This window comes from Aerolutibacter ruishenii, from assembly GCF_007830115.1.
Classification (GTDB): domain Bacteria; phylum Pseudomonadota; class Gammaproteobacteria; order Xanthomonadales; family Xanthomonadaceae; genus Aerolutibacter; species Aerolutibacter ruishenii.
Genome location: NZ_VLKP01000008.1, coordinates 69,894 through 94,116, shown reverse-complemented (window position 1 = coordinate 94,116; position 24,223 = coordinate 69,894). Strand labels below are relative to the sequence as shown.

The 24,223-nt window shown below is 68.8% G+C and carries 25 protein-coding genes and 1 pseudogene; 13 read left to right on the top strand and 13 right to left on the bottom strand.

Annotated features, from left to right (window positions below):
• The first annotated feature begins 124 nt into the window (after window positions 1-124).
• Both mgtE and IP93_RS10265 read left to right on the top strand, forming a co-directional pair.
• Window positions 125-1,486 (top strand): magnesium transporter, encoded by a 1,362-nt coding sequence (gene mgtE, locus IP93_RS10270; RefSeq protein ID WP_144815319.1) that lies wholly within the window; start codon window positions 125-127, stop codon window positions 1,484-1,486.
• Between the two features lie 80 nt (window positions 1,487-1,566).
• Window positions 1,567-1,941, top strand: a complete 375-nt coding sequence (locus IP93_RS10265) for a DUF488 domain-containing protein (protein WP_144815317.1) — start codon at window positions 1,567-1,569, stop codon at window positions 1,939-1,941.
• A 9-nt stretch (window positions 1,942-1,950) separates the two neighbouring features.
• Here the strand turns inward: IP93_RS10265 and IP93_RS10260 are convergent, their stop codons facing one another.
• From IP93_RS10260 to IP93_RS10250, 3 genes are read right to left on the bottom strand one after another with little or no spacing between them, the layout of a single operon-like run.
• Window positions 1,951-2,901 (bottom strand): aspartate carbamoyltransferase catalytic subunit, encoded by a 951-nt coding sequence (locus IP93_RS10260; protein WP_144815314.1) that lies wholly within the window; start codon window positions 2,899-2,901, stop codon window positions 1,951-1,953.
• The gene (gene ruvX / locus IP93_RS10255; RefSeq protein ID WP_144815311.1) at window positions 2,898-3,377 is read right to left on the bottom strand and encodes a Holliday junction resolvase RuvX; all 480 of its coding nucleotides are present in this window, start codon (window positions 3,375-3,377) and stop codon (window positions 2,898-2,900) included. Before ruvX ends, IP93_RS10260 begins: the two co-directional genes overlap by 4 nt.
• Window positions 3,374-3,940, bottom strand: coding sequence for a YqgE/AlgH family protein (locus IP93_RS10250; RefSeq protein ID WP_144815308.1), 567 nt, complete (start codon window positions 3,938-3,940; stop codon window positions 3,374-3,376). Before IP93_RS10250 ends, ruvX begins: the two co-directional genes overlap by 4 nt.
• Window positions 3,941-3,980: 40 nt before the next feature.
• Here IP93_RS10250 and IP93_RS15930 point away from each other — a divergent pair.
• A pseudogene (locus IP93_RS15930) lies at window positions 3,981-4,160 on the top strand (DNA-3-methyladenine glycosylase I); the annotation flags it as partial.
• 7 nt (window positions 4,161-4,167) lie between these two features.
• Here IP93_RS15930 and IP93_RS10240 read toward each other — a convergent pair.
• A complete protein-coding gene (locus IP93_RS10240) occupies window positions 4,168-5,298 on the bottom strand; it encodes a PilT/PilU family type 4a pilus ATPase (protein ID WP_144815304.1) in 1,131 nt (376 codons plus the stop codon).
• A 75-nt stretch (window positions 5,299-5,373) separates the two neighbouring features.
• Window positions 5,374-6,411: a type IV pilus twitching motility protein PilT gene (locus IP93_RS10235; RefSeq protein WP_036136993.1), complete on the bottom strand. Its 1,038-nt coding sequence runs from the start codon at window positions 6,409-6,411 to the stop codon at window positions 5,374-5,376.
• Window positions 6,412-6,573: 162 nt separating this feature from the next.
• Here IP93_RS10235 and IP93_RS10230 point away from each other — a divergent pair, with 162 nt between their 5' ends.
• The 3 genes from IP93_RS10230 to IP93_RS10220 all read left to right on the top strand — a co-directional run bounded on the left by IP93_RS10230 (window position 6,574) and on the right by IP93_RS10220 (window position 8,690).
• Complete coding sequence (locus IP93_RS10230; protein WP_242006843.1) at window positions 6,574-7,236, top strand: YggS family pyridoxal phosphate-dependent enzyme; 663 nt, start codon at window positions 6,574-6,576, stop codon at window positions 7,234-7,236.
• Window positions 7,233-8,063, top strand: a complete 831-nt coding sequence (proC, locus tag IP93_RS10225) for a pyrroline-5-carboxylate reductase (RefSeq protein ID WP_144815302.1) — start codon at window positions 7,233-7,235, stop codon at window positions 8,061-8,063. The genes IP93_RS10230 and proC overlap by 4 nt, the downstream gene beginning before the upstream one ends.
• A 132-nt stretch (window positions 8,064-8,195) precedes the next feature.
• Window positions 8,196-8,690 (top strand): DUF4426 domain-containing protein, encoded by a 495-nt coding sequence (locus IP93_RS10220; RefSeq protein ID WP_144815300.1) that lies wholly within the window; start codon window positions 8,196-8,198, stop codon window positions 8,688-8,690.
• Here IP93_RS10220 and IP93_RS10215 read toward each other — a convergent pair.
• From IP93_RS10215 to IP93_RS10205, 3 genes are all read right to left on the bottom strand, one after another.
• Window positions 8,665-9,492: a cobalamin-binding protein gene (locus IP93_RS10215; protein WP_144815298.1), complete on the bottom strand. Its 828-nt coding sequence runs from the start codon at window positions 9,490-9,492 to the stop codon at window positions 8,665-8,667. The two genes, IP93_RS10220 and IP93_RS10215, sit on opposite strands and share 26 nt — an antisense overlap.
• Before the next feature lie 120 nt (window positions 9,493-9,612).
• Window positions 9,613-10,209 carry a pyridoxamine 5'-phosphate oxidase gene (pdxH, locus tag IP93_RS10210; RefSeq protein ID WP_144815550.1) on the bottom strand — a complete coding sequence of 199 codons (597 nt, stop codon included), beginning with the start codon at window positions 10,207-10,209 and terminating at the stop codon, window positions 9,613-9,615.
• A 97-nt stretch (window positions 10,210-10,306) separates the two neighbouring features.
• On the bottom strand, window positions 10,307-10,510 hold the full coding sequence (locus IP93_RS10205; protein ID WP_144815296.1) for a dodecin family protein: 204 nt from the start codon (window positions 10,508-10,510) through the stop codon (window positions 10,307-10,309).
• Between the two features lie 135 nt (window positions 10,511-10,645).
• On the opposite strand from IP93_RS10205, the gene IP93_RS10200 reads away from it, so the two are divergent.
• From IP93_RS10200 to hemE, 4 genes are all read left to right on the top strand, one after another.
• Window positions 10,646-11,188: a shikimate kinase gene (locus IP93_RS10200; protein ID WP_144815293.1), complete on the top strand. Its 543-nt coding sequence runs from the start codon at window positions 10,646-10,648 to the stop codon at window positions 11,186-11,188.
• Entirely contained in the window at window positions 11,185-12,291 is a 1,107-nt protein-coding gene (gene aroB / locus IP93_RS10195; protein WP_144815290.1) for a 3-dehydroquinate synthase, read from the top strand. Before IP93_RS10200 ends, aroB begins: the two co-directional genes overlap by 4 nt.
• Before the next feature lie 27 nt (window positions 12,292-12,318).
• Window positions 12,319-12,573, top strand: coding sequence for a WGR domain-containing protein (locus IP93_RS10190; protein ID WP_144815288.1), 255 nt, complete (start codon window positions 12,319-12,321; stop codon window positions 12,571-12,573).
• A gap of 166 nt (window positions 12,574-12,739) precedes the next feature.
• Entirely contained in the window at window positions 12,740-13,819 is a 1,080-nt protein-coding gene (gene hemE, locus IP93_RS10185; protein ID WP_144815286.1) for a uroporphyrinogen decarboxylase, read from the top strand.
• Between the two features lie 45 nt (window positions 13,820-13,864).
• On the opposite strand, the gene IP93_RS10180 is transcribed toward hemE, so the two are convergent.
• On the bottom strand, window positions 13,865-17,419 hold the full coding sequence (locus IP93_RS10180; RefSeq protein ID WP_144815284.1) for a hybrid sensor histidine kinase/response regulator: 3,555 nt from the start codon (window positions 17,417-17,419) through the stop codon (window positions 13,865-13,867).
• 193 nt (window positions 17,420-17,612) lie between these two features.
• On the opposite strand from IP93_RS10180, the gene IP93_RS10175 reads away from it, so the two are divergent.
• Both IP93_RS10175 and IP93_RS10170 read left to right on the top strand, forming a co-directional pair.
• Window positions 17,613-18,299 carry a YceI family protein gene (locus IP93_RS10175; protein ID WP_144815282.1) on the top strand — a complete coding sequence of 229 codons (687 nt, stop codon included), beginning with the start codon at window positions 17,613-17,615 and terminating at the stop codon, window positions 18,297-18,299.
• Entirely contained in the window at window positions 18,296-18,847 is a 552-nt protein-coding gene (locus IP93_RS10170; RefSeq protein ID WP_144815280.1) for a cytochrome b, read from the top strand. The genes IP93_RS10175 and IP93_RS10170 overlap by 4 nt, the downstream gene beginning before the upstream one ends.
• Here the strand turns inward: IP93_RS10170 and IP93_RS10165 are convergent.
• Window positions 18,844-19,083, bottom strand: coding sequence for a glutaredoxin family protein (locus tag IP93_RS10165; RefSeq protein WP_144815277.1), 240 nt, complete (start codon window positions 19,081-19,083; stop codon window positions 18,844-18,846). The two genes, IP93_RS10170 and IP93_RS10165, sit on opposite strands and share 4 nt — an antisense overlap.
• A gap of 126 nt (window positions 19,084-19,209) precedes the next feature.
• On the opposite strand from IP93_RS10165, the gene IP93_RS10160 reads away from it, so the two are divergent.
• Window positions 19,210-20,592, top strand: coding sequence for an L-serine ammonia-lyase (locus IP93_RS10160; RefSeq protein WP_144815274.1), 1,383 nt, complete (start codon window positions 19,210-19,212; stop codon window positions 20,590-20,592).
• Between the two features lie 299 nt (window positions 20,593-20,891).
• On the opposite strand, the gene IP93_RS10155 is transcribed toward IP93_RS10160, so the two are convergent.
• Genes IP93_RS10155 through metX form a run of 3 tightly spaced genes read right to left on the bottom strand, consistent with a single transcriptional unit; the run spans window position 20,892 to window position 24,210 of the window.
• Complete coding sequence (locus tag IP93_RS10155) at window positions 20,892-21,986, bottom strand: homoserine dehydrogenase family protein (protein ID WP_144815272.1); 1,095 nt, start codon at window positions 21,984-21,986, stop codon at window positions 20,892-20,894.
• Window positions 21,983-23,173, bottom strand: a complete 1,191-nt coding sequence (locus IP93_RS10150) for an O-succinylhomoserine (thiol)-lyase (protein WP_144815270.1) — start codon at window positions 23,171-23,173, stop codon at window positions 21,983-21,985. Before IP93_RS10150 ends, IP93_RS10155 begins: the two co-directional genes overlap by 4 nt.
• Window positions 23,170-24,210, bottom strand: coding sequence for a homoserine O-succinyltransferase MetX (metX, locus tag IP93_RS10145; protein WP_144815268.1), 1,041 nt, complete (start codon window positions 24,208-24,210; stop codon window positions 23,170-23,172). The genes IP93_RS10150 and metX overlap by 4 nt, the downstream gene beginning before the upstream one ends.
• Window positions 24,211-24,223 lie beyond the last annotated feature (13 nt).

Below are 24,223 nucleotides of genomic sequence, written 5' to 3'. Positions count from 1 at the left end.
GATAATGCGCGCATGAACGCATGACGCCCGGTCGCATCCGTCGTCGCCCACCCAGGGCGATGGTTGCGGCTCCGCGCCGGAACCGGCCACGGCCGCCTCCCCGAGACCGCCCACGGAGCGCCGCATGGCCGAAGCCATCCGCCACGACAAGACCGCACGCCAGCTGCGACTGCTGTCGGACGCACTCGACAGTGGCCGCCTGGGTCCGGTCAAGCGGCTGGTCAACACCCTATCCCCCGCCGAGATCGGCAACCTGCTGGAGTCGCTGCCGCCCGGCAAGCGCACGGTCGTCTGGGGCCTGGTCGACCCGGAGGACGACGGCGAGGTGCTGCTGCACGTGGGCGAGGACGTCCGCGAGAACCTCATCGCCGACATGGACCCGGACGAAATTGTCGCGGCGGTCGAAGACCTGGACATCGACGACCTAGCCGACCTGGTCGAGGACCTGCCCGACACCGTCATCGACGAAGTGCTCAAGTCGATGGACCGCGAGAACCGCGAGCGGCTGGAGCAGGTGCTGTCGTACCCGGAGGACACCGCCGGCCGCCTGATGAACCCGGACGTGGTGACGGTGCGCACCGACACCACCGTGGACGTGGTGCTGCGCTACCTGCGCCTGCGCGGCGAGCTGCCCGACCACACCGACCACCTGTACGTGGTCAGCCGGCGCCACCAGTACCTGGGCCGGCTGGCGGTGACCGCGCTGCTGACCCACGAGCCCGGCACCCCGATCAACAAGCTGATCGACGACGAGCAGCCGGCCATCGACGTGGGCGAGACCGCCACCGAAGTCGCACGCCAGTTCTCCGACCACGACTGGATCAGTGCGCCGGTGGTGGACGACAACAACATCCTGCTCGGCCGCATCACCATCGACGACGTGGTCGACATCATCCGCGAGCAGGCCGAGCACCAGGCGCTGGGCGCCGCCGGCCTGGACGAGGACGAGGACCTGTTCAGCCCGGTGCCGCGCGCGTGGCGCCGGCGCCTGATGTGGCTGAGCATCAACCTGGGCACGGCGTTCCTGGCCGCCAAGGTGGTGGGTGTCTTTGCCGACACCATCGACCAGCTGGTCGCGCTGGCGGTGCTGATGCCGATTGTCGCGGGCATGGGTGGCAACGCCGGCACGCAGGTGCTGGCGCTGATGGTGCGTGGCCTGGCGCTGGGCCAGGTGGGCGCGTCCAACATCCGCACCTTGCTGTGGAAGGAGGCGCGCGTGGCCCTGCTCAACGGCCTGGTGCTGGGCACGGTGCTGGCGCTGATCGTGCTGGCCTGGTTCCGGGACATCGGCCTGGCGCTGGTGATCTTCATCGCCTTGACCGCCAACCTGCTGTTCGCCGCGCTGGCCGGGGTGATGGTACCGGTCACGCTCAAGCGCGCGGGTTACGATCCCGCGCTGGCCAGCAGCATCTTCCTCACCACCGTAACCGACGTGATGGGGTTCTTCACCTTCCTCGGGTTGGCGACGCTGCTGCTGGTGCGTTGAAGCGTCCTCCGCCATCACGCCACCTTCCCGCGTAACCCGTACGCTGGAGGCAGGCCCGTGCAGGGCTGGAGGTACCCACGATGGACGTCAGGACGAAACGGGTCTACGAGCCCGCCGCGCACGATGACGGCGTGCGGGTGCTGGTGGACCGGGTGTGGCCGCGCGGCATCCGCAAGGAGGATGCCCATGTCGTTGAATGGCTCAAGGACGTGGCGCCGAGTACCGCGCTGCGGCAATGGTTCAACCATGATCCGGAGCGCTGGGACGCGTTTCGCGAGCGCTACGCCGAAGAGTTGGAAAGCCACCCGGAGGATCTTGCCGCGTTGCGGGCACTGGCACATGGCAAGCGCCTGACGCTGGTGTATTCGGCGCGCGACACCGAGCACAACCAGGCGGTGGTGTTGCAGCAGCTGCTCACGGGCAGGCGCGGTGCGGCGCGGAAACGCCTGCACTGATCCGGGCTGTCAGCCCGCCAGCAGCGCCTCCAGCACCGCCATGCGCGCCGCCACGCCGTTGCGCACCTGCGTGAGGATCAGCGATTGCGGGCCATCGGCAACCTCGTCGGTGATCTCCACGCCGCGGTTCATCGGCCCCGGGTGCATCACCACCGCGTCGGACGCGGCGCGGCGCAGGCGCGCGGCGGTCAGGCCGTAATCGCGGTGGTAATCGTCCAGCGAAGCGACCAGACCTTCCTCCATCCGCTCGCGCTGCAGGCGCAACATCATCGCCACGTCCACGCCTTCCAGCGCGGCATCCAGGTCATGGGTGACGGTGCAGCCGGCCAGCGTGCCGTCATCGGGCAGCAATGACGCGGGGCCGCAGACGCGGATGTCGATCGACTGGCCTTCGCCCACACCCAGCGTGCGCAGTGCATGCAGGTCCGAGCGCGCCACGCGCGAATGCTTCACGTCGCCGACGATGGCGACCTTCAGTCGTGAGAAATCCGCGCCCTTGGCCTGGCGCAGGGTCAGCATGTCCAGCAGCCCCTGCGTGGGGTGGTTGCTGCGGCCATCGCCGGCGTTGAGCAGCGCGGTGCCGGGGTTGGCGGCGGCGGCCAGTTCGGCCACGGCGCCGTCCTGCTTGTGGCGCACGATGAAGCCGCGCACGCCCATCGCCTCCAGGTTCTTCAGCGTGTCGCGCGCGGTCTCGCCCTTGCTGGTGGACGAGGACGAGGCGTCGAAGCTGAGCACGTCCGCACCCAGCCGCTGCGCCGCCAGGGTGAAGCTCATGCGGGTGCGGGTGGAGGGCTCGAAGAACAACGTGCACACCGCGATGCCGGCCAGCGCACCGCGTGCGTCATGGCCTTCGGCGAAATGCTGGGCGCGGTCGAGCAGCGCGGTGAACTGCGCGCGCGGCATGCCATCAAGGGTCAGCAGGTGGCGCAGTGCGCCGGCAGCATCGGTCTGTGCAGTCATGCGGAAGGCAGGTCGGAAATCGGGGTGGCGTCGTCCGGTGCGGCGAGCCAGCGTTCAATGATGACGGCCGCGGCCACCGCGTCGAGCGCCTCGGCGTCGCGGCGGCGCTTGCGGCCTTCGGCGCGGTCGCTGGCGAAGCGCTGGGCGGCCTCGATGGAGCTCAGGCGCTCGTCCACCAGCGCGACCGGCAGCTTGCTGCGCACCTGTATCTCACGGGCGAATGCGTGCGCACGCTGGCGGATGGGCTGGTCGCCGCCGTCGAGTGTCATCGGGTCGCCGACCACGAGGCCATCGGGCCTCCACTCCTTGAGCAAACGTTCAATCGCCGGCCAGTCCGGACCGTTGGCATGCACGTCCACCACCGCCAGGGCACGCGCACCGTGGCCAAACGCGCTGCCCACGGCCACGCCGATGCGGCGGGCACCCACGTCGAAGCCCAGCACCGTGCCATCGCGGCGGATGCCAGCGTCGCTCATGCGTGCCCGGCGTAATCGGCCAGGTGGGCGAAATCGACGCCGATGCGGCCCGCGGCCGCGTGCCAGCGCGCTTCCAGCGGCAGCGTGAACAGCAGTTCAGCGTCCACCGGACCGGTCAGCCACTCGTTATCGGTGAGTTCCTGCTCCAGCTGACCCTGGCCCCAGCCGGCGCAACCCAGGGCGACGAGCGCGTGCGCCGGACCTTCCCCCTTGGCCATCGCCTCGAGGATGTCGCGCGAGGTGGTGAGGAACAGCGTGTCACTGACCTGTAGCGAGGAATCCCATCGCATCCCACCGTCGTGCAGCACGAAACCGCGCTCCGGGTGCACCGGGCCGCCGGCCAGCACGATCTGCTCGGCCATATCCGGGTCGTGGGCCTCCAGGCCCATCTGCCCGAGCACGTCGCCGAGCGTGTACTCGGACGCCTTGTTGACCATGATGCCCATCGCGCCGTCGTCGTCATGCTGGCACACCAGCGTGATGCTGCGCGCGAAGTTGCCGTCGGCCAGCGCCGGCAACGCGATCAGCAGCTGGTTGGTAAGGGGCGTGGGCATCAGCGACATGCGCCTATTCTAACTCGGGGCGACATTCCGGTCGCGCGCCATGTCCAGCTACTGCGATTTCGCTCCGCGCCACCCCCTGCATGGCCCCTGCCACGACACCGGGCATGACGTTCCGCATCGCGACAAAGCGGTGCTGTTCGAACGCCTGGTGCTGGAGACCAACCAGGCTGGCCTGAGCTGGGAAACGATCCTCGGGAAGCGCGACGGTTTCCGCGTGAACGGGCGCCTCAGCGCACCTCGGCCAGGTCCACGCCATCCAGGCCGGCGGACAGGGTCTTGGCGTCGCCACCCTGGGCCAGCTTGATGCGCAGGCGCACCTCGTTCTGGCTGTCGGCGTAGCGCAACGCATCCTCGTAAGTGATCTCCCCGGCCTGGTACAGCTCGAACAGCGCCTGGTCGAAGGTCTTCATGCCCAGCTGCACGGACTCCTTCATCACTTCCTTGAGCTTGTGGATCTCGCCGTCGCGGATGTAGTCCTGCACCAGCGGAGTGCCCAGCAGGATCTCCATCGCCACCCGGCGGCCCTTGCCGTCCGGGGTCGGGATCAGCTGCTGCGCGACCACGCCCTTGAGGTTCAGCGACAGGTCCATCAGCAGCTGGCTGCGGCGGTCCTCGGGGAAGAAGTTGATGATGCGGTCCATCGCCTGGTTGGCGTTGTTGGCGTGCAGCGTGCACAACACCAGGTGGCCGGTTTCGGCGAAGGCGATGGCGTGGTCCATGCCCTCGCGGGTACGCACCTCGCCGATCATGATCACGTCCGGCGCCTGGCGCAGGGTGTTCTTCAGCGCCGCCTCCCAGCTGTCGGTGTCGATGCCGACCTCGCGCTGGGTGATGATGCAGCCCTCGTGCTTGTGCACGAACTCGATCGGATCCTCGATGGTGATGATGTGTCCGGTCGAGTTCATGTTGCGGTAGCCGATCATCGCCGCCAGCGACGTAGATTTGCCGGTACCGGTGGCGCCGACGAAGATGATGATGCCGCGCTTGGTCATCGCCAGCGTCTTGATGATCGGCGGCAGGTTGAGCTCCTCCACCGTCGGGATCTTGGTCTCGATGCGACGCAGCACCATGCCGACCTGGTTGCGCTGGTAGAAGCACGACACGCGGAAGCGGCCCACGCCCGACACGCCAATGGCGAAGTTGCACTCGTGGGTCTTCTCGAACTCCTCGCGCTGCTGCGGGGTCATCACGTTCAACACCAGGTCGCGGCTCTGCTGCGGCGTCAGCGCGGTCTGGGTGATAGGCGACAACTTGCCGTGCACCTTCATCGACGGCGGCATGCCGGCGGTGATGAACAGGTCCGAGGCCTTCTGGTGGGCCATCAGCTTGAGGAACGAGGTGAAATCGATGGTGCTCATGCGGTACTCCCCCGCCGCGCGCCCCGCGGGCGCCACGGCCTAGAAATCAATCGATCGCGGCGGCAATGCACGCAATCACTCGAACAGTCGCTTGTCCTTGGCGTACTCGCGCGCCTGCGGGCGCAGGATCAGGCCGCGCTTGACCAGGTCCTGCAGGTGCTGGTCCAGGGTCATCATGCCCGCGGCCTGGCCGGTCTGGATGGCCGAGTACATCTGCGCCACCTTGTCCTCACGGATCAGGTTGCGGATGGCCGGGGTGCCGACCATGATCTCCCACGCCGCGGTACGGCCACCGCCCACCTTCTTCAGCAGCGCCTGGCTGATCACCGCGCGCAGCGACTCCGACAGCATCGAGCGCACCATCGGCTTCTCGCCGGCGGGGAACACGTCGATGATGCGGTCGATGGTCTTGGCCGCCGACGAGGTGTGCAGGGTGGCGAACACCAGGTGGCCGGTCTCGGCTGCGGTCAGCGCCAGGCGGATCGTCTCGATGTCGCGCATTTCGCCGACCAGGATGTAGTCCGGGTCCTCACGCAGCGCGCTGCGCAGCGCCTCGTTGAAGCCGTGCGTGTCGCGGTGCACCTCGCGCTGGTTGATCAGGCACTTCTGCGAGGTGTGCACGAATTCGATCGGATCCTCGACCGACAGCACGTGGCCATATTCGTTCTTGTTGATATGGTCGATCATCGCCGCCAGCGTGGTCGACTTGCCCGAACCGGTCGGGCCGGTCACCAGGATCAGCCCCTGCGGCTGGTCGATCAGGTCCTTGAAGATCTTCGGGCAATTCAGATCCTCCAGGGTCAGCACCTCGGAGGGAATGGTACGGAACACCGCACCCGCACCGCGATTCTGGTTGAAGGCGTTGACGCGGAAGCGCGCCAGCCCGGGGATCTCGAACGAGAAGTCGACCTCGAGGAACTCCTCGTAGTCACGGCGCTGCTTGTCCGACATGATGTCGTACACCAGCGCGTGCACCTGCTTGTGCTCCAGCGCCGGGATGTTGATGCGGCGGACGTCGCCGTCCACCCGGATCATGGGCGGAAGGCCCGCGGACAGGTGAAGGTCCGATGCCTTGTTCTTGACCGAAAACGCCAACAGTTCGGCGATATCCATGCGTGCTCCCCCGCACTGCTTTGGAACCGGTCGCGCGACCGGCAAGTTGGAACGATACTACCCCTTGCGAAGCAGTATAGACCTGTACCTGTGTCGCCAATTCATCCCTTGGACGAAACCACCGACGCGCTGGCGCATGCCCTCCGGGATGTGCGCCAGCAAGTGGACAACGCGGCCCGTTCAGCAAACCGGCCAACACCACGGCTGCTGGCGGTCAGCAAGACCCAGCCCGCTGCCCGGATTGCCGCACTGGCGGCCGCCGGCCAGCATGCGTTTGGCGAGAACTACGTGCAGGAAGCGGCGACCAAGATCGCGGAACTGGGGCCATTGGGGCTGGAATGGCACCTCATCGGCCATCTGCAGTCGAACAAGGCCAAGGATGCGGCGACGCTGTTCGACTGGGTGCAGACCGTGGACCGGGACAAGCTGGTCACCGCACTGGCCCGCCATCGCGACGCCGCGCGTCCGCCGCTGAACGTGCTGGTGCAGGTCAACATCGATGACGAAGCCAGCAAGCACGGCTGCCAGCCGGACGAAGTTGCGCCACTCGCCGCAGCCATTGCCGCCGAGCCGCGGCTGCGCCTGCGCGGACTGATGGCCATCCCCACGCCCTGGCCGGACCTGGAGCGCCGCCGCTCGGCCTTCGCCCAGGTGCGCCGGCTGTATGACGGCATGCAGGCCACCCACCCCGGAGTGGATACGCTGTCGATGGGGATGAGCGAGGACCTGACCGTGGCCATCGCCGAAGGTGCGACCATGGTGCGCGTGGGCACCGCGTTGTTCGGGCGCCGACCGGCCACAACCCAACCGCAGGATGCCCCATGAACCAGCCCGACACCTCCACCCTCGCCTTCATCGGTGGCGGCAACATGGCCCGCAGCCTGATCGGCGGCCTGGTGGCACGCGGCACCGATCCGGCCACGATCCGCGTCGCCGAGCCGGTGGATGCACTGCGCCACGCGCTGCAGCAGGCCTTTGGCGTGCACACTTTCGACCAGGCCGCGGATGCGGTGCAAGGGGCCGACACCTGGGTGCTGGCGGTGAAGCCGCAGGTCATGCGCGGCGTGTGCGAAAGCCTGGCGGCGCAAGCCCAAGCCACCCGGCCGCTGCTGGTGTCGATCGCCGCCGGCATCACCACGGTGCAGCTGGATCGCTGGCTGGGCGGCGACCTGGCCGTGGTGCGCACCATGCCCAACACCCCGGCGCTGCTTGGCGCGGGCGCCACCGGGCTGTTCGCCAATGCCGCCACCGGCTACGGCGGTCGCGCGCGTGCCGCCGCCCTGCTCGGCGCGGTGGGCGCCACCGTGTGGATCGATGACGAGGCATTGATGGATGCGGTGACCGCGGTGTCCGGCAGTGGCCCGGCCTACGTGTTCCTGCTGGCCGATGCCATGCAGCAGGCTGGCGAGGCGCAGGGGCTGGACCCCGCCGCGGCCCGCGTGCTGGCAACCCAGACCCTGCTCGGCGCGGCGCGCATGCTGACCGAAGGCGAGGAGCCGGCCGATGTGCTGCGTGCCCGCGTCACCTCGCCGGGCGGCACGACCCAGGCCGCCATCGAGAGCTTCGAGGCCGGCGGCTTCCGTGCGCTGGTGGCGCGGGCGATCGCCGCGGCGACCGAACGCGGGCGGCAGTTGTCAGCCGCCAACGACTGAGAGCGGCGTTCCTTCACGACACCCGTTCCACGGGGCCCCCACCGCCGGCACCCTTACCTGCCACCCAGCGCCCGCGCCCGCGTCCGCTGGCCCTACCATCTGCCAAGCCATCGCCCCGCGCAGGAATCCATCATGAGCCCGTTCGCTCCACGCATCGCCCTCGCCACCTGCCTGTTGGCCCTTGGGCTGTCGGCCTGTGGCGGCGGTGGTGGCACCGGCCAGCCATCCGCGCCCTCACCACCGAATGCACCGCAGGAGGCGATCAGCCGCATCGGCGACGTCACCATCCGCGCCAGCGTCGTGCAGACCTCGACCCTGCCCGAAGCCGTGGCCATGCAGTACGGCATCGCCCGCAGTGATCGCGTGGCGTTGCTGCTGGTGGGCGTGCGCCAAGGGCCGGAGGCGCAGGAAACCGCGCTGCCGGCCACGATCACCGCGACCGCCGTCGACCTGCGCGGCCGGCGCCAGGACATCCCCATGCGCGAGCTGCGCACCGGTGACCTGTTGGACTACGTGGGCACCACCGATATCGACCTGCCGGACACGGTGCGCTTCGAACTGGCCATCGTGCGCGAAGGCGGCGCGCAGTCGACCATGCAGTTCAGCCGCGAGTTCTACCCGCGCTGACCGCAGCGGGCGCGTCTCCACGCGCCCACGCCTGGATCACGGCCGCGATCTCGCGCACGCCGTCGGTCAGCGCCGCCGGGCCCGGCTGCAGGATCGCGGGCGACTTGATCTCGTGCAGCCAGCCGTCGCGTACGGCGGGGATGGCGTCCCAACCGGGGCGCGCGGCAACCTTCTCCGGGCGGAACTTCTTGCCGCACCACGAGCCCAGCACGATGTCCGGCGCACGCGCCACCACGTCGCCGCCATCGGCCAGGATCCGGCCCTTCGCCAGCGGCTCGGCGGCGCGTTCGGGGAAGATGTCGTCGCCACCTGCGACCCGGACCAGCTCGGACACCCAACGAATGCCGGTGATCAGCGGCTCGTCCCATTCCTCGAAGTACACCTTGGGCCGGCACGGCAAACGCGCGGCCTCGTCGGCGATGGCGTCCAAGCCGCGCTGCAGTTCATCGGCATAGGCATTGGCACGCTCACTGGCGCCGACCAGCGCGCCCAGCCGGCGGATGTACTCGAGGATGCCGTCCACGCTGCGGTGGTTGCTGATCCACACCTCCACGCCATGACGGATCAGCTCGGCGGCGATGTCGGCCTGGATGTCGGAGAAGCCGACGACGAAGTCCGGCTGCAGATTCAATATCTCGCCGATCTTCGCGCTGGTGAAGGCGCTGACCTTGGGCTTTTCCTTGCGCGCGATCGCCGGGCGCACGGTGAAGCCACTGATGCCGACGATGCGGTGCTGCTCACCGAGCGCGTACAGCGTCTCGGTGGGTTCCTCGGTCAGGCAGACGATGCGTTGCGGTCCCATCGCACCATTGTGCCGAAGGCCTCGGCGGCGTGATAGCGCAAGGATCAGGATCGCACCCGGCCGACAGGTGCAAACCACGAAAGGGCGCGGGCATGAGGCCCCGTCTTCCGCGTCCCTTGATCAGGGATACAACATCCGCTTCGACCACTGCCCGGCGGCATCGACTTCGTACTGCTGACGCTCGTGCAGGCGGAAATCGGCGCCGTACCAGAACTCGATGGCCTCGGGCTTGACCCGGAACCCGCTCCAGCGTGGCGGACGCGGTACGTCGCGGCCGGCGAACTCGCGCTCGGCGTCGGCCAGGCGCTGCTCGAAGGTGTCGCGGTCGGGCAGGATCTGCGACTGCTTCGACGCCCATGCGCCCAGTTGGCTGCCGCGCGGCCGCGAGGCGAAGTACGCATCGGCCTCGGCGTCGCTGACGACCTCGACCGCACCTTCGATCCGCACCTGCACGCCATTGCGCACCCGCGGCCAGTGGAACAGCAGCGCCGCGTGCAGGTTGGCCTGCAGTTCGCGGCCCTTGCGACCGTCCATATGGGTGTAGAACACGAACCCGCGGCGGTCGCGCGCCTTGAGCAGCACCACCCGCGCCGACGGCCGCCCGTCCGGCGTGGCGGTGGCCATGGTCATGGCCGTGGGGTCCGGTTCGCCGGCCGCGGTGGCCTCGGCGAACAGGGTGTCGAAGGTGGCAAGGGCTTCGTCGAGCAGATCAGGCATGTCCATGGCGTGCATTGTGCGGCATCCCTGCCGGCCCGCGCCTGATCCGGATCAACCTGCGGCGGGCGGCGCGCCGGGGCGTCGCCCGCGCCGGGCGTCATTCGACCACGAACGAAACGCGCAGGTTCACCCGCCATTCGGTGACGTTGCCGTCGTTGTCGGTCACCACCTTGATCTCGTTGACCCAGGCGCCCTTGATGTTCTTGACCGACTCGGCGCACTTCTTCAGTCCGCTCTTGACCGCGTCCTCCATGCTGCTCTTGGACGAGGCGTTGAGTTCGATGACCTTGGCGACGGACATGGCATTGCTCCTTTGTAACCCGCGATCGGGATGACACGGGGACTTCGACCCTAGGAGCGGGCGCGTTAAGACGGCGCAGTCGGTTTCGACCGCAACCGGTCCGCCAGCGTCACTGCAGGCGCCTACAATGCAGGCATGAATCCCGCCGCCAACCTCGTCCTCGTCGGCCCAATGGGCGCGGGCAAGACCACGCTGGGCCGCGCCTTGGCCGCACGCCTGGGCCTGCGCCTGCAGGACGTGGACAGCGCGGTGGAACAGGAGGCCGGGGCCAGCGTGACCGAATTGTTCGCGCGCGAAGGCGAAGCGGGCTTTCGCGCCCGCGAGAAGGCGATGCTGGCCCGGCTGCTGAAGGGCGAAGGCGTGTTGATCGCCACCGGTGGCGGCGCGGTACTGGACGCCGACAACCGCCAGGCGATGCGGGCGCGCGCATTCGTGGTCTACCTGCCCGTGGACGTGGCCACGCAGCTGGTGCGGTTGACCGGCGACGGCAGCCGCCCACTGCTGGCCCGCCCCGATCGCGAGCAGGTACTGCACGACCTCGCCACCGCGCGCTCCCCGTTGTACCGGGAGGTGGCGGACCTCGTTTTCGACACCCACGGGCTTGCGGCTGACACGGCCGCCAACCGGCTGGTCGACCGGTTGGCCAACCACTGGACACGCCAGGGAGCAACCGCATGAACACGGTCCGCACGGTCAAGGTAGGCGGCGACTACCACTACACCATCGCCATCGGCGCGGACCTGCTGGCCGATGGCGCCCGGCTGGCCCACATGCTGCGCGGCCGCCACGCGCTGGTGGTCAGTGACGGCAACATCGCGCCGCTGTATGCCGACCGGGTGGAAGCCGCGCTGCGTGCCGCGCGCCCGGACCTGGTGCTCCAGCGCTTCGTGATTCCGCCTGGCGAGCAGGAAAAGACCCTGGCCCGCTTCGGTGAATGCCTCGAGGCACTGGCCTCCCTGGGTGCCACGCGGGACGCCACGGTGCTGGCGCTGGGCGGCGGCGTGGTCGGCGACCTCGCCGGTTTCGCCGCCGCGTGCTGGATGCGCGGCATCGACTGCGTGCAGTTGCCCACCTCGCTGCTGGCCATGGTCGACTCGTCGGTGGGTGGCAAGACCGCAGTGGACCTGCCGGCAGGCAAGAACCTGGTCGGCGCGTTCCACCCGCCCCGCGCGGTGATTGCCGACACCAGCACGCTGCGCACCCTGCCCGACCGCGAACTGCGCGCGGGCCTGGCGGAGGTGGTGAAGTACGGCGCGATCTTCGACGCGCATTTCCTGCATTGGATCGAGGGCCACGCCGAAGCCCTGCTGGCGCGGGACGAGGCCGCGCTGGCGCACGCCATTGCCCTGTCGTGCGAATACAAGGCCGATGTAGTGGCGCGCGACCCGTTCGAGCACGGCGATCGTGCGATGCTCAACTTCGGCCATACCTTCGGCCACGCCATCGAATCCGAACAGGGCTATGCCGGCACCACCGGCGAAGGCCTCAACCACGGCGAAGCGGTGGCCGTGGGCATGGTGCTGGCGGCGCGGCTGGCCACGGCACTGGGCATGGCGCCCACCGAGGACGCGGACCGGCTGCAGGCACTGCTGCAAAGGCTGGGCCTGCCCACCGCGATACCAGTGGGATTGGCACCGGAGTCCCTGCTGGCCCGCATGCGCCTGGACAAGAAGGCCGATGCGCGCGGCCTGCGCTTCGTGCTCTGGACCGGTGCGGGCAAGGCCTGCATCACGTCAGGTGTGGACGAGGGCGCCGTGCTGCGCGTGCTGACCCACGGCTGAGCCAAGCTGCGGCTACAATGGCAGGCCATGCGCCTGCTCCTGCAACAACGGCCCGACGGCCACGAAGCCCCGCGCTACGTGCAACTGATGCTGCAACCCGACCTGCTGGGCGGGTGGACGCTGGTGCGTGAGTCCGGCCAGATCGGCGGGCGCAGCCAGCTGCGCCGGGACCAGTTCCTGGACCAGGACAGCGCGCTGGCGGCACTGGAGAAGGCGCGCGACCAGCACCTCAAGCGCGGCTACCAGCTGATGTTCACCCAAGGCGCGGACGCGCCGCGGTGAGCCTTGCGGTGACGACCCGAACCACCGCGGACGCCATGTCTGGCACCGCCCACCTACTGCATGCCGCTGTGCACGCAACGCGCCGGCTTCGCTCCCCCGTTTCCCGCGCAGGTGCTGCCCGCACCTCGCCACCACCCGTGCGCCCCAAGCGCCTGAGGATCCCCGCATGACCGTTTTTGCCACGCTGACCAACGACCGCTTCCTCCGCGCACTGCGCCGCGAGCCGGTCGATTGCACGCCGGTGTGGCTGATGCGCCAGGCCGGGCGCTACCTGCCGGAGTACCGCGCCAGCCGCGCTGCCGCCGGCAGCTTCCTCGGCATGGCCAAGAACCCGGAACTGGCCTGCGAGGTCACGCTGCAGCCGCTGCGCCGCTTCCCGCTGGACGCGGCGATCCTGTTCTCCGACATCCTCACCGTGCCCGACGCGATGGGCCTGGGCCTGTACTTCGTCGACGGCGAAGGCCCCAGGTTCGAGCGTCCGGTGCGCAGCGCCGCCGACATCGCCCGACTGGCCGTGCCCGACATGGGCACGGAACTGCGCTACGTGATGGACGCAGTCAGCCTGATCCGCCGCGAACTCAACGGCAGCGTGCCGCTGATCGGCTTCTCCGGCAGCCCGTGGACGCTGGCCTGCTACATGGTCGAAGGTGGTGGCAGCGACAACTACGCCAAGGTGAAGTCGTTGGCGCTCAACGACCCTGCCGCGATGCACCGGCTGCTGGAGATCACCACCGACGCGGTGATCGCCTACCTGTCGGCACAGCGCGCGGCCGGTGCACAGGCGCTGCAGGTGTTCGACACCTGGGGCGGCGTGCTGTCGCCGGCGATGTACCGCGAATTCTCGCTGCGCTATCTCAAGCGCATCGCGCAGGAACTGCCGCGTGGCGAAGGCGTCGACCGCACCCCGCTGATCCTGTTCGGCAAGGGCAATGGCGCCTACGTCGAGGAACTGGCCGCCACCGGCACCGAGGGCGTGGGCATCGACTGGACCGTGGACCTGGGCGATGCCGCGCGTCGCACCGGCGGCAGGGTCGCGCTGCAGGGCAACCTGGACCCGGTGACCCTGTACGCCTCGCCCGAGGCCATCCGCGGCGAAGTTGGCCACGCCCTGGACAGTTACCGCGACGGCAACAATGGGTCGCGCGAAGGCCACGTGTTCAACCTTGGCCACGGCATGTCGCCGGACATGGACCCGGAGCACGTGGCGGTGCTGGTCGACGCGGTGCACGAACTCAGCCGCCGCTGAGCGAACGCGGACAAGGCGACGGGCGGCCCCGCCTGCCGCCCGCGCTCAGGCGACAACGGCCGACCGGGGCGCCACCTCCGCCAGTACCGTGGCAAGCATCGCGCCGGTTACCGGCTTGCGCAGGAAACGACTGAAGCCCGCTTCCATCGCCTGTGCAACCGCGGCCTCATCGGAGCGCGCCGTTACGGCGACCAATGGCAAACCGAACCCCTGCTCGCGCAACTGGTGCGCCAGGCTCAGCCCGTCCATGCCGGGCAGATCCAGGTCCAGCAGCGCGACATCGAAGGCATGCGCCAGCGTGGCGGTGAGCGCGGCCAATGCGTGCGGTGCGTGCAACACGCGGTGGCCTTGCGCCTGCAGCAGGCCCGTCATCACCTCCGCCACGGTGGCGTCGTCCTCCACCAGCAGGATGTGCAGCGCCCCTGAAGCAGCGGGCAAGGCGGCAGCCCCCGGGAGTGGATCCAGGCTTGCCGCAGCCGTCAGGACGACAGTCTGCAATGGCAGTTCCACCGTGAAGCGCGCCCCCTCTCCCAGCGCACCGGAGACACTGATCCGCCCACCCATCTCGGCCGCCAGTTCCTGGCAGATGGCCAGACCCAGGCCACTGCCGCCGTAACGTGCCGCCGTGCGTGCGCCATCGGCCTGCTCGAACCGCCGGAACAACCGTGCGGCCTGCTCTTCACTCAGGCCCGGCCCGGTGTCCCAAACCTCCAGCACCAGGCCAGACGGGGACAGCATCCCCACGCCCAGCGTCACGCTGCCGCGCTCGGTGAACTTGATCGCGTTGGCCAACAGATTGGTGAGAATCTGGGCGATGCGATTGGCATCGCCCAGCAGTGCGGCGGGCAGATCCGCGGCCACGCGGAGGTTGAAAGCCAACCCCTTCTGCCTCGCCAGTGGCGCCATCAGGGCCACGGTCTCGTCCACCAGTGCGCGTGGATCGAATGGCTGCGGGTCCAGCGCCAGTTTGCCGGACTCGATCCGCGCCAGGTCCAGCGCATCGTTGACCAGTCGCAGCAGGCGCTCGCCCGCACGCCGGATGGCGTCGGCGTAACCACGCTGCTGCGGGTCAAGTGCGGTGCCCAACAGCAATTCGCTCATGCCAAGCACGCCGGTCATCGGCGTGCGGACCTCGTGCCCCAGCGTGGCAAGGAAGCGGGTCTTGGCCAGCGATGCCTGTTGCGCAAGTTCGCGCTCCTGCCGGGCCAGTTGCCATTCATGGCGCCGACGCACGCGACCGCGGTAGGCGGCGGCAATCCACCACAGCAGCAACCCCGCCAGGCCCAGCCCACCCGCCAGGGCAGCGGGAGTCCTCCACCAGGGCGGAGCCACGCCAAAGGCGATCCGCTGCACCGGCGACCACAGGTTGTCCGCATTGCGCGCCTGCATTTCCAGTTCGTACTCGCCCGGTTCCAGCGAGCTGAACACGCGTTCACCGCGCATGTCCACTTCGACCCAATCGCGGTCGTAACCACGGAGCCGGAAACGGTAGACATGGGTCTGTGCATTGTTGAACGAGAGCAGGCGCGCGGCGACGCGCAGGTCGCGATCATCGTGGGCCAGCCCGAAGCCGCCTTGGCTGGGCAACCGGTGCAGCCCGGCGTCGTTGCGCACGTCGATGCCTTCCAGCACCAGGCGCGGCGGCAACGTGGACGGCCGCACCACGGCCGGATCGAACAGCACCAGGCCCTCGGGCGTACCCGCCATGATGCGCCCGTCACCCGGACGCGGGACCGGGGGGCTGCTGAACTCCTGGCTGGGCAGGCCATCGGCAACGCCAAAGACACGTGCGCTGCGCGCCTGGGGATCGACACGGATGATGCCGCGCATGCTGGTCAACCAGACGATGCCGGCGGCATCCAGGGTGATGCCGTTGGTCACCACCTGCGGCAATCCACCGCGCGCATCCAGGCGCCACGTACGTTCGTAACCCCCCGCGGTTTTTCGATAGCGTTCGACGGCATCGTTCCGGGCAACCCAGAGCTGCCCATCGGCCGCCCACGCCACGTGGCGCGTGTCGGCGGGCATGCCTGCGACGCGCTCAAGCCGCTTGCCCCCGGCATTCCACGCAAGCACACCGTGCCTGCCCAGCAGCCACGGACGCCGATCCGGGTCCAATGCCAGCGAAACAAGCTGGACGTCGGCAGGCAGCCCCTGGCCGTCGCCGGGAAGCAGGGTGTGCACCACGCGTCCTTGCGCATCACGCGCCTGCACGCCAGCGGCCTCGGTCGCGATCCAGAGGGTGCCTTCGCCATCTTCCACCATGGCGATGGGTTCGGAGGCCAGTGGCGCCACCGCCGGGGACGAAGCACCATCCCAGCGTTGCAGCGTTCGCGTTTCCGGATCGTATCGGACAAGCCCCGCGAAGTAGCTGACCCAGACCCGCCCATCCCCAGCCTCGAGCACTGATCCCAGGATCAGGCCCTTGCCCACGTCCGTGAGCACATGCTCGACCCGCCCGGTTTCAGGATCGAACCAGTCCAGCACGCCACCCGTGCCCACCAGCCACATGTGTCCATCACGCGAAGGCGCGACACCCAGCACGCTCGCGTTGGCCAGCGAGGCGGGATCCTCCAGGCGGCGCGGCAGCACCGAGAATTGGCGCCAGTTGGGCGACAGGTACCACATACCGTTGCTGCTGCTGGCAAACCACAGCCCCCCCTCATGGTCCTCGTAGGTCTTCACCCATGGCGGACGCACGCTGCCTCGGCTGGAAAGGCTGTAGAGCGGCACCACGGACAACGCACCATCATTGTCGCGGCCCAATCCTTGCGGAATGTCGAGCCAACGGCTCCCGTCGCGATCGCGATGCAGTACGTGCAGCACCTGGTCGCGGCCGTAAGGGCGGCTGTCCACCCGGCCGTCGGGGTGCCTCACCGCCACCCCCTGGCTGGTGCCGACCCAGAGCGTGCCGTCTGGCTCCACGGTCATCGCATTCACCCGCGAAGAACCGAGCGATGCCTCCGCGAGCCGCACGAAGCCCCGCCCGGTCCAACGCGCGACGCCGGCCTTCGTCCCGACCCACAGCGTCCCATCCGGCGCCACCAGCACTTTCGATACGCTCTGGTGCGGCACGCTGCGCGGATCGCCTGCAACCGGCATGAATCGCACGGCGCGTCCCGCTCCGTCCAGCCGGTACAGCCCGTGGTCGGCGGTGCCGAACCACACGTCTCCGTTGGCGGTGGACGTGACCGTCCAGATGTCGTTGCTGGCCATCCCCGGGGTGTTGCCCGTGTCGAAGTAGCGGAACTCCTGCCGTGCCTCGTCCAGCAGGGCCAGCCCCGCCATGCGCGTGGCCACCCACACGCGGTTCCGGGCATCCACGTGGATGCTCCAGACGAAGTTGTCGCGCAGGCCCTGTTCGATGCGCCAGACCTGGTAATCCAGTCCGTCAAACCGCGCCAGGCCGTCACTGGTCGCGATCCACAGGTAGCCGTGGTGATCCTCGGCAATGTCGTTGATCCGGTTGGACGGCAATCCGTCGGCCACGGTCAGCTGGCGCAGTCGAGGCGTCTCGGGGAGTCCGGCGACCGCCGCAGGCGTGGCCATCGCCAACAGCAGCCACAGTGCCGCCCACAGCCCTTTGCCACGTCCCTGCATTGCCCCACCTCCGTTCGCGCCACGGTCTCGTCGCCACCCCGGCGGCATGCCACCGCGATTCCCCGTCGCAAGGCTGGGCGATCCACGCACGGCATGCAAGTCCGCACCCGCCCGGCGGCGGTCACCCCGGGGTGCCCCCGACTCCGGCGCACGCGCCTACAATCAGCCTTCCACCGCGACCACTGGACTGCCCATGCCGCTGACCAGACCCTGTTTTGTCGCCGCCGTGGCGGGAACCCTGATGGCTGCCAGCAGTGCGCGCGCCGCGGAACCGGAGGCGTACTCCCTTGACCCGGTGCACACCCGGGTGATGGTGGCGGTCGAGCACGCGGGGTTCTCGCGGGCACTGGGCATCGCGTCAGGCAGCACGGGCAGCGTCTGGTTCGATCCGGAGGATCTTGCCGCCACGCGTTGGGACATCTCGCTGCCGCTCACCCGCCTGGACTTTGGCGACGCGAAGTGGAACTCGGCCGTCCAGGCGGCCAACCTCCTCGATGCCAGCCGCCATCCCGAAGCGCGCTTCGTATCGACCGGCGTCACGCCGGTGGATGCGCGGCATGCGCGCGCGTGCGGCGACCTGACCGTGCGGGGAACCACGACGCCGCTCTGCCTGGACGTCACCGTGAACGCGGTCAAGCGGCATCCGCTGCCACCGTTCCGACGGACCGCAGGTTTCTCGGCCACCGGCACGCTCAGTCGCAGCGCGCTGGGGATGGCGGCATGGCCCAGCCTCATCGGCGACAGCATCGAACTGCGCATCGAAGCCGAGGCCGTGCGCGCGCGCAATGACGAACCTGCCTCCGCGCCCGATGCCGCAGCTCCGCCGAAGGCGACCGGTGGCACCCCCAGCCCCATCGGCCCCCCGGAGCCGCGCCCATGAGCCTGGGGAACACGCCCGAACGCTGGGGATGGGTCAGCCAGATGCTGCACTGGGTGATCGCGTTGTTGATCGTGGCGATCGCCATCATCGGCCTGACCATGGTCGACCTGCCCAATTCACCGCGGAAGATCTCGGTCTACGCCCTGCACAAGTCGCTGGGTTTGACCGTGCTCGCGCTGGCCACCGTGCGCCTGGCATGGCGCCTGTATGCGGGCGCGCCGCGCCCCGTGCCGGGCGTGCCCGCCTGGCAACACAGGACCGCTTCGGTCACGCACACCGCACTGTACCTGCTGATGTTCGCCATGCCGCTGACGGGCTGGTGGTTCAACTCGGCGGCCGGCTACCCGCTGCAATGGTTCGAGGCCTTCAACCTGCCCCCACTCGTGCCGGAGGATAAAGTCCAGCGGGCCTTGGCGGGGCAACTGCACGAGGCCGGCTTCTGGTTGTTGCTGCTGCTGGTGCTGGCCCATGCCGGTGCGGCGCTCGTCCACCACGTCGTCCAGCGCGACGACACCCTGCGGCGCATGCTGCCGCGACGCCGTCGCTAGCCCAGGAATCGCCGCAGCCCGTCCTGGTCGAAGGGCCAGTCCAGTTCGGTGCCACGCGCATCCCGCAGCACCGGAACGCGGTCGCCGTAGCGTGCCTCCAGCAAGTCGTCGCCATCGATGAACACGCTGTCGAACTCGGGCACGCGCGCCTGCGCCAGCTCCGCCAGCGCCAGATCGCAGAGGTGGCAGTCGTCACGCTGGAACAAGGTCAATCCATGCAAGGCGGGCGTGTTCATTTCGATGCGAGTCCGTATGGGCCAAACAGGACGCCGCAGCCCTCGAGGCAGCCCCGGCCCGCGTAGCATAATGGGTTGCCTGCGGCCGGAGGCCGCCCCCCATGCACCGTTGGTTTGGAGATTCCCGTGGCAGTCAGCAGTTTCGACCTGTTCAAGATCGGCATTGGCCCCAGTTCCTCGCATACGGTGGGGCCGATGCGCGCCGCGGCGCGCTTCGTCGAGCGCTGGCTGGTCGAGAATGGCGATCTCCCGCGTACCACCCGCATACGAGCCGAGGTATTTGGTTCGCTGGCCCTGACCGGTCGCGGCCACGGTACCGACAAGGCGGTGCTGATGGGGCTGGAAGGCCACATGCCGAACCTGATCGACCCTGACATCATTCCCCCTGCGCTGGAACGCATCCGCGCAAGCAAGCGCATCCGCCTGCACGGCGAGCATGAGATCGGCTTCGACGAGAAGCACGACATGATCATGAACAAGCGGCAGAAGTTGCCATTCCACACCAATGGCATGCGCTTCACCGCCTACGACGCCGCCGGCGAAGTGATCGCCACGCGCGACTATTACTCGGTGGGCGGTGGTTTCGTGGTCAACCAGGACGAGGCCGCCGAAGACCGCATCGTCGCCGACGAAACCGAACTGCCCTACCCGTTCCACTCGGGAGACGAACTGCTGGCACGTTGCGCCGAGAGCGGGCTGAGCATCGCCGAGCTGATGTTCGCCAACGAGCAGGCCTGGCGCACCCCGGACGAGATCAATGCCGGGCTGGACGAACTCTGGGCGGCGATGTCCGCGTGCGTGGCACGCGGCATCCGCGAGGGCGGCACCCTGCCCGGCGGCCTCCACGTGGTTCGCCGTGCGCCGGGCCTGCACGCCGAGTTGTCCTCACGCCCGGAAGCGGCGATGCGCGACCCGTTGACCACGCTGGACTGGGTCAACCTCTACGCGCTGGCGGTGAACGAGGAAAACGCCGCCGGCGGCCGAGTGGTGACCGCGCCCACCAACGGTGCGGCGGGCATCATCCCATCGGTGCTGCACTACTACGACCGCTTCTGTCCCGGCGCCAACATCCAGGGCGTACGCACGTTCCTGCTGACGGCCGCGGCCGTGGGCATCCTCTACAAGGAAAACGCCTCCATTTCCGGCGCCGAAGTCGGCTGCCAGGGCGAAGTGGGCGTCGCATGCTCGATGGCCGCCGCGGGCCTGACCGCGGCGATTGGTGGCACCTGCAGCCAGATCGAGAACGCGGCCGAAATCGGCATGGAACACAACCTCGGCCTGACCTGCGACCCGATCGGCGGTCTGGTGCAGATTCCGTGCATCGAACGCAATGCCATGGGCTCGGTGAAGGCGATCAACGCCAGCCGCATGGCGATGCGCGGCGATGGCAAGCACAAGGTGTCGCTGGACAAGGTCATCAAGACCATGCGCGACACGGGGCGCGATATGCAGGACAAGTACAAGGAAACGTCGCGTGGCGGGTTGGCGGTGAACGTTATCGAGTGCTGAGGTTGTTGGGCAATGCTTCGTTGTGGGGCCCGTGTCCTGCGGGGGCATTGCTCCAGCGCTCCGTCGCGGCATCCTGCCGCGAGTCGCGCCGCCGGCCATCCATGGCCGGCTTTTCCGCAATACCCCCGCAGGGCACGGGCCTCGGCTCTTCATTGCCCGGGTTTCGGAGGGAGAAGCAAGGCCGGGAAAAATGCGAAGGCACTCGGCGCATGCGACGAGTGCCTTTCTGTTTTGCGGCGTGGGCAGGGGATCGTCTGGGGATGGTGCGTCACTCAGAGGCTCGGACCCAGTCCAGGGCATCAACCCAGAATGCGTAGCACGTCGTCCAGCAAACCTGCGGCAGTCACTTCGGCGCCCGCGCCCGGCCCCTGGATCACCAGCGGCTGGCGGCTGTAGCGGTCCGACCAGATCGCCACGCGGTTGTCGGTGCCGGCACCACCCGCCAGCGGGTGGTCGCCAGGCAGGGATTCCAGGCCTACGCGCACCTTGCCATTCTCCAGGCGGGCGATGAAACGTAATTTCTCGCCATTCCGGTATGCCACGGCAAAGTGGTCGCGTAGTGGCTGATCGAGCTGTGGCAGCGCGGCGTCCACGTCCGCCTTGGGTAGCTGCGCCAGCGCGGCGGGCACCAGCGAGCTCACGTCCACGTCATGCGATTCCAGTTCCACGCCAGCGGCGCGGGCGAGGATCACGATCTTGCGGCGCACGTCCTCGCCGGACAGATCATCGCGGGGATCGGGCTCGGTGTAGCCCGCTTCGCGCGCCTCGCGGACGAAACCGGAAAACGCACGCAAGCCGTCGTAGTGGTTGAACAGCCACGCGAGCGAACCGGACAGCACGCCGGCGATGGCATGGATGCGGTCACCACCCGCGCGCAGCTCACGGATCGAGCGGATCAAGGGCAAACCCGCTCCCACGGTGGCACTGTCGCCGTAACACGTGCCGCCTTCGGCACAGGCGGCACGAATGGCCTGCCAACGCGCCAATGACGTGCCCTGCCCCAGCTTGCACGCAGTGACCACGTGGATGCCTTGCGAGAGCCAACGTGCATGGTGCGCCGCCACGTCTTCGCTGGCGGTGGCGTCGACCACGAGCCGCGGGCCGTAGCCGCCCTGCAGCACTGCCTCCACGGCCGACAAACGACCGGGCTGGCCCTCGTGCTGCAACAGGTCGGCCACGCCTTCCGGCAACAGCCCGAACCGACCGCCCAGCGCATGGCGTGAATTGGCTGCGTACACCAGCGACAAGCGGGCACCCAGCGGCGTGCCGGACCACGAGGCCAGACGCTCCAGCACCGCACGCCCGACCGTGCCGGTGCCGAGCAACGCGACACGGGCCGGCGCACGGGCCGCCTGCGGCGAAACAGCTGCCAACTCAGCGACGACGGCGCTCATCGCGCGGCGCGTTTGTCGATGTCGGCCACGGCCAGCGCGCGGTCGAGCGCAGCCGCAATGTCGGCCACCAGGTCATCGGCATGCTCGATGCCCACCGACAGGCGCAGCAGGCCATCGCCAATACCCGCAGCCGCACGCGCTTCCGCGGTCATCGCCGCATGGGTCATGGTCGCCGGGTGCGCGATAAGGCTCTCCACGCCGCCCAGCGATTCGGCCAGGGTGAAGCACTGCAGGCCATCGATGAACGCGCGCACCGCGGCCTCCCCACCTTCGATCTCCACGCTGAGCATGGCGCCGAAGCCGTGCTGCTGGCGCGCTGCCAACGCATGGCCCGGATGCGACGCCAGCCCCGGGTAGTGCACGGTGCGCACCGCGGGGTGGGCGTCCAGCAGCGCGACCAGCGCCTGGGTGTTCTCCTGGTGCACGCGCAGGCGCGCATCCAGCGTGCGCAGGCCACGCAGGGTGAGGAAGCTGTCGAACGGCGAGCCGGTAATGCCCAGTGCGTTGGCCCACCACGTCAGCTGCTGGTGCAGCTCGGCCTCGCGCGCGACCACGGCACCGCCGACCACGTCGCTGTGGCCATTGATGTACTTGGTGGTCGAGTGCACCACCAGGTCCGCGCCGAACTGGATCGGCCGCTGCAGCGCCGGCGAGAGGAAGGTGTTGTCGACCACCGCAATCGCACCGGCCGCGTGTGCGGACTCGATCACGAAGCGCAGGTCGGTGATGCGTAGCAGCGGGTTGGACGGCGTCTCGATCCACACCACCGCCGGGCCCTGCGCCAATGCATCGATCAGCGCGCGCGCGTTGGTCAGGTCCACCGTCAGCAGCTCGAACAGGCCCTTCTGCGCCAGCGCGTTGAACAGGCGCCAGCTGCCACCGTACGCGTCGTGCGGCACCACCAGCTTGTCGCCCGGCTTCAGGCATGCGTGCAGTACCAGGGTGATCGCGGCCATGCCGGTGGCGGTGATCACTCCGCCCGCACCGCCTTCCAGCTCGGCCAATGCCTCGCCCAGCAGGTCGCGGGTGGGGTTGCCGCTGCGGGTGTAGTCGTAGGTGCGCTTCTCGTTGAAGCCGGCGAAGCTGAAATTGGACGACAGCACGATCGGCGGGGTCACCGCGCCAAAGGCCACGTCACGGTCGATGCCGGCGCGCACGGCCGAGGTACACACGTTGCGGTTGCTCATGCTGCTTGCTCCAGTTGTTCGGCCAGCGTGGTGCGGAGGATCCGGGCGATCTCACCCTCCTCCTTCAGGAATGCGTCGTGGCCGTACACCGAACGCAGCACGCAAAGACGGGTTTCGCCACGGAGTTGCTCGACCAGCGCATGGGCGTCCTGCAACGGCACCAGGCGGTCTTCCGCCACGGCCACCACCGTCACCGGCAGGGCGATGCGCCGGGGATCGACCGCCTGCAGGTCGATGGACTCCGACAGGCGCAGGAAGGCGGTGGCCGAAGTGCGCTCCACATACTTCTGCCCGCAGTGCGCCAGATACGCCTCCGCGCCGACGCGCACGCGGCCGTCGACGACCTGCGGCGCGCCAAAGCGCGCGTCGAACTCCTCCGGGCTTCGATAGCTCAGCACCGCCAGCTGGCGTGCCAGGGCCACGCCATGGGCCTCGTCGCACTGCAACGCTCCCAGCGCCACGGCCTGCCGCTGCAGCGCGCGCCAAGCGCTGGAGAACGGATGCGCCCGATGCACGCCGCTGATCGCCACCAGTTGGCCCAGACGCGCCCCATGGCGCTCTGCGAACTGCAGCCCCACCATCGCGCCGTAGGAGGCGCCCACGAACGTCTCCACGCGCTCGATCTGCAGCGCCTCCAGCAGCGCTGCGATGGCATCGGCCTGGTCGACCGGGTCGATGACCGTGTCAAGGTCGCCCGCCGCGCCGATCCAGTCGAAGGACAGCACGCGATGCTGTTCCGGATCGATGGCCCGGCCCGGACCGACCTGTTCCTGCCACCAGCCCGCTTCGGGAAATGCCGCGCTGGCGGCCACATGCCGGTGCGCGGAAATACCGCCAGCAACGAACACCACTGGCAAGCCCGCCTCACCCAGCAACTCGTAACGCACGGTCACGTCGCGCGTGCCGGCATGGCGCATCGCCAGCCGCAGCGCGAACTCGCCGCGCACGGCCGGGATGGCCACGGGGGAAGGGACAAAGGTGATCGCGGCGGTATTGCAGGCGATCGGGACAGTCGTGGCGGCTGTGGTCAGGCTCATGGCGGCATCCAGG

Bases quoted from the DNA above. Each gene is read 5' to 3' on its own strand.
- IP93_RS10215 (WP_144815298.1), bottom strand. From the start codon at position 9,492: ATGGGACCGCAACGCATCGTCTGCCTGACCGAGGAACCCACCGAGACG.
- IP93_RS10235 (WP_036136993.1), bottom strand. From the start codon at position 6,411: ATGGATATCGCCGAACTGTTGGCGTTTTCGGTCAAGAACAAGGCATCG.
- pdxH (WP_144815550.1), bottom strand. From the start codon at position 10,209: ATGCCTGATCTGCTCGACGAAGCCCTTGCCACCTTCGACACCCTGTTC.
- IP93_RS10155 (WP_144815272.1), bottom strand. From the start codon at position 21,986: ATGAGCGCCGTCGTCGCTGAGTTGGCAGCTGTTTCGCCGCAGGCGGCC.
- IP93_RS10175 (WP_144815282.1), top strand. From the start codon at position 17,613: ATGCCGCTGACCAGACCCTGTTTTGTCGCCGCCGTGGCGGGAACCCTG.
- IP93_RS10180 (WP_144815284.1), bottom strand. From the start codon at position 17,419: ATGCAGGGACGTGGCAAAGGGCTGTGGGCGGCACTGTGGCTGCTGTTG.
- IP93_RS10220 (WP_144815300.1), top strand. From the start codon at position 8,196: ATGAGCCCGTTCGCTCCACGCATCGCCCTCGCCACCTGCCTGTTGGCC.
- mgtE (WP_144815319.1), top strand. From the start codon at position 125: ATGGCCGAAGCCATCCGCCACGACAAGACCGCACGCCAGCTGCGACTG.
- IP93_RS10165 (WP_144815277.1), bottom strand. From the start codon at position 19,083: ATGAACACGCCCGCCTTGCATGGATTGACCTTGTTCCAGCGTGACGAC.
- IP93_RS10190 (WP_144815288.1), top strand. From the start codon at position 12,319: ATGCGCCTGCTCCTGCAACAACGGCCCGACGGCCACGAAGCCCCGCGC.
- aroB (WP_144815290.1), top strand. From the start codon at position 11,185: ATGAACACGGTCCGCACGGTCAAGGTAGGCGGCGACTACCACTACACC.
- IP93_RS10150 (WP_144815270.1), bottom strand. From the start codon at position 23,173: ATGAGCAACCGCAACGTGTGTACCTCGGCCGTGCGCGCCGGCATCGAC.
- hemE (WP_144815286.1), top strand. From the start codon at position 12,740: ATGACCGTTTTTGCCACGCTGACCAACGACCGCTTCCTCCGCGCACTG.
- ruvX (WP_144815311.1), bottom strand. From the start codon at position 3,377: ATGAGCGACGCTGGCATCCGCCGCGATGGCACGGTGCTGGGCTTCGAC.
- IP93_RS10265 (WP_144815317.1), top strand. From the start codon at position 1,567: ATGGACGTCAGGACGAAACGGGTCTACGAGCCCGCCGCGCACGATGAC.
- IP93_RS10250 (WP_144815308.1), bottom strand. From the start codon at position 3,940: ATGTCGCTGATGCCCACGCCCCTTACCAACCAGCTGCTGATCGCGTTG.
- IP93_RS10200 (WP_144815293.1), top strand. From the start codon at position 10,646: ATGAATCCCGCCGCCAACCTCGTCCTCGTCGGCCCAATGGGCGCGGGC.
- IP93_RS10260 (WP_144815314.1), bottom strand. From the start codon at position 2,901: ATGACTGCACAGACCGATGCTGCCGGCGCACTGCGCCACCTGCTGACC.
- metX (WP_144815268.1), bottom strand. From the start codon at position 24,210: ATGAGCCTGACCACAGCCGCCACGACTGTCCCGATCGCCTGCAATACC.
- IP93_RS10240 (WP_144815304.1), bottom strand. From the start codon at position 5,298: ATGAGCACCATCGATTTCACCTCGTTCCTCAAGCTGATGGCCCACCAG.
- proC (WP_144815302.1), top strand. From the start codon at position 7,233: ATGAACCAGCCCGACACCTCCACCCTCGCCTTCATCGGTGGCGGCAAC.
- IP93_RS10170 (WP_144815280.1), top strand. From the start codon at position 18,296: ATGAGCCTGGGGAACACGCCCGAACGCTGGGGATGGGTCAGCCAGATG.
- IP93_RS10205 (WP_144815296.1), bottom strand. From the start codon at position 10,510: ATGTCCGTCGCCAAGGTCATCGAACTCAACGCCTCGTCCAAGAGCAGC.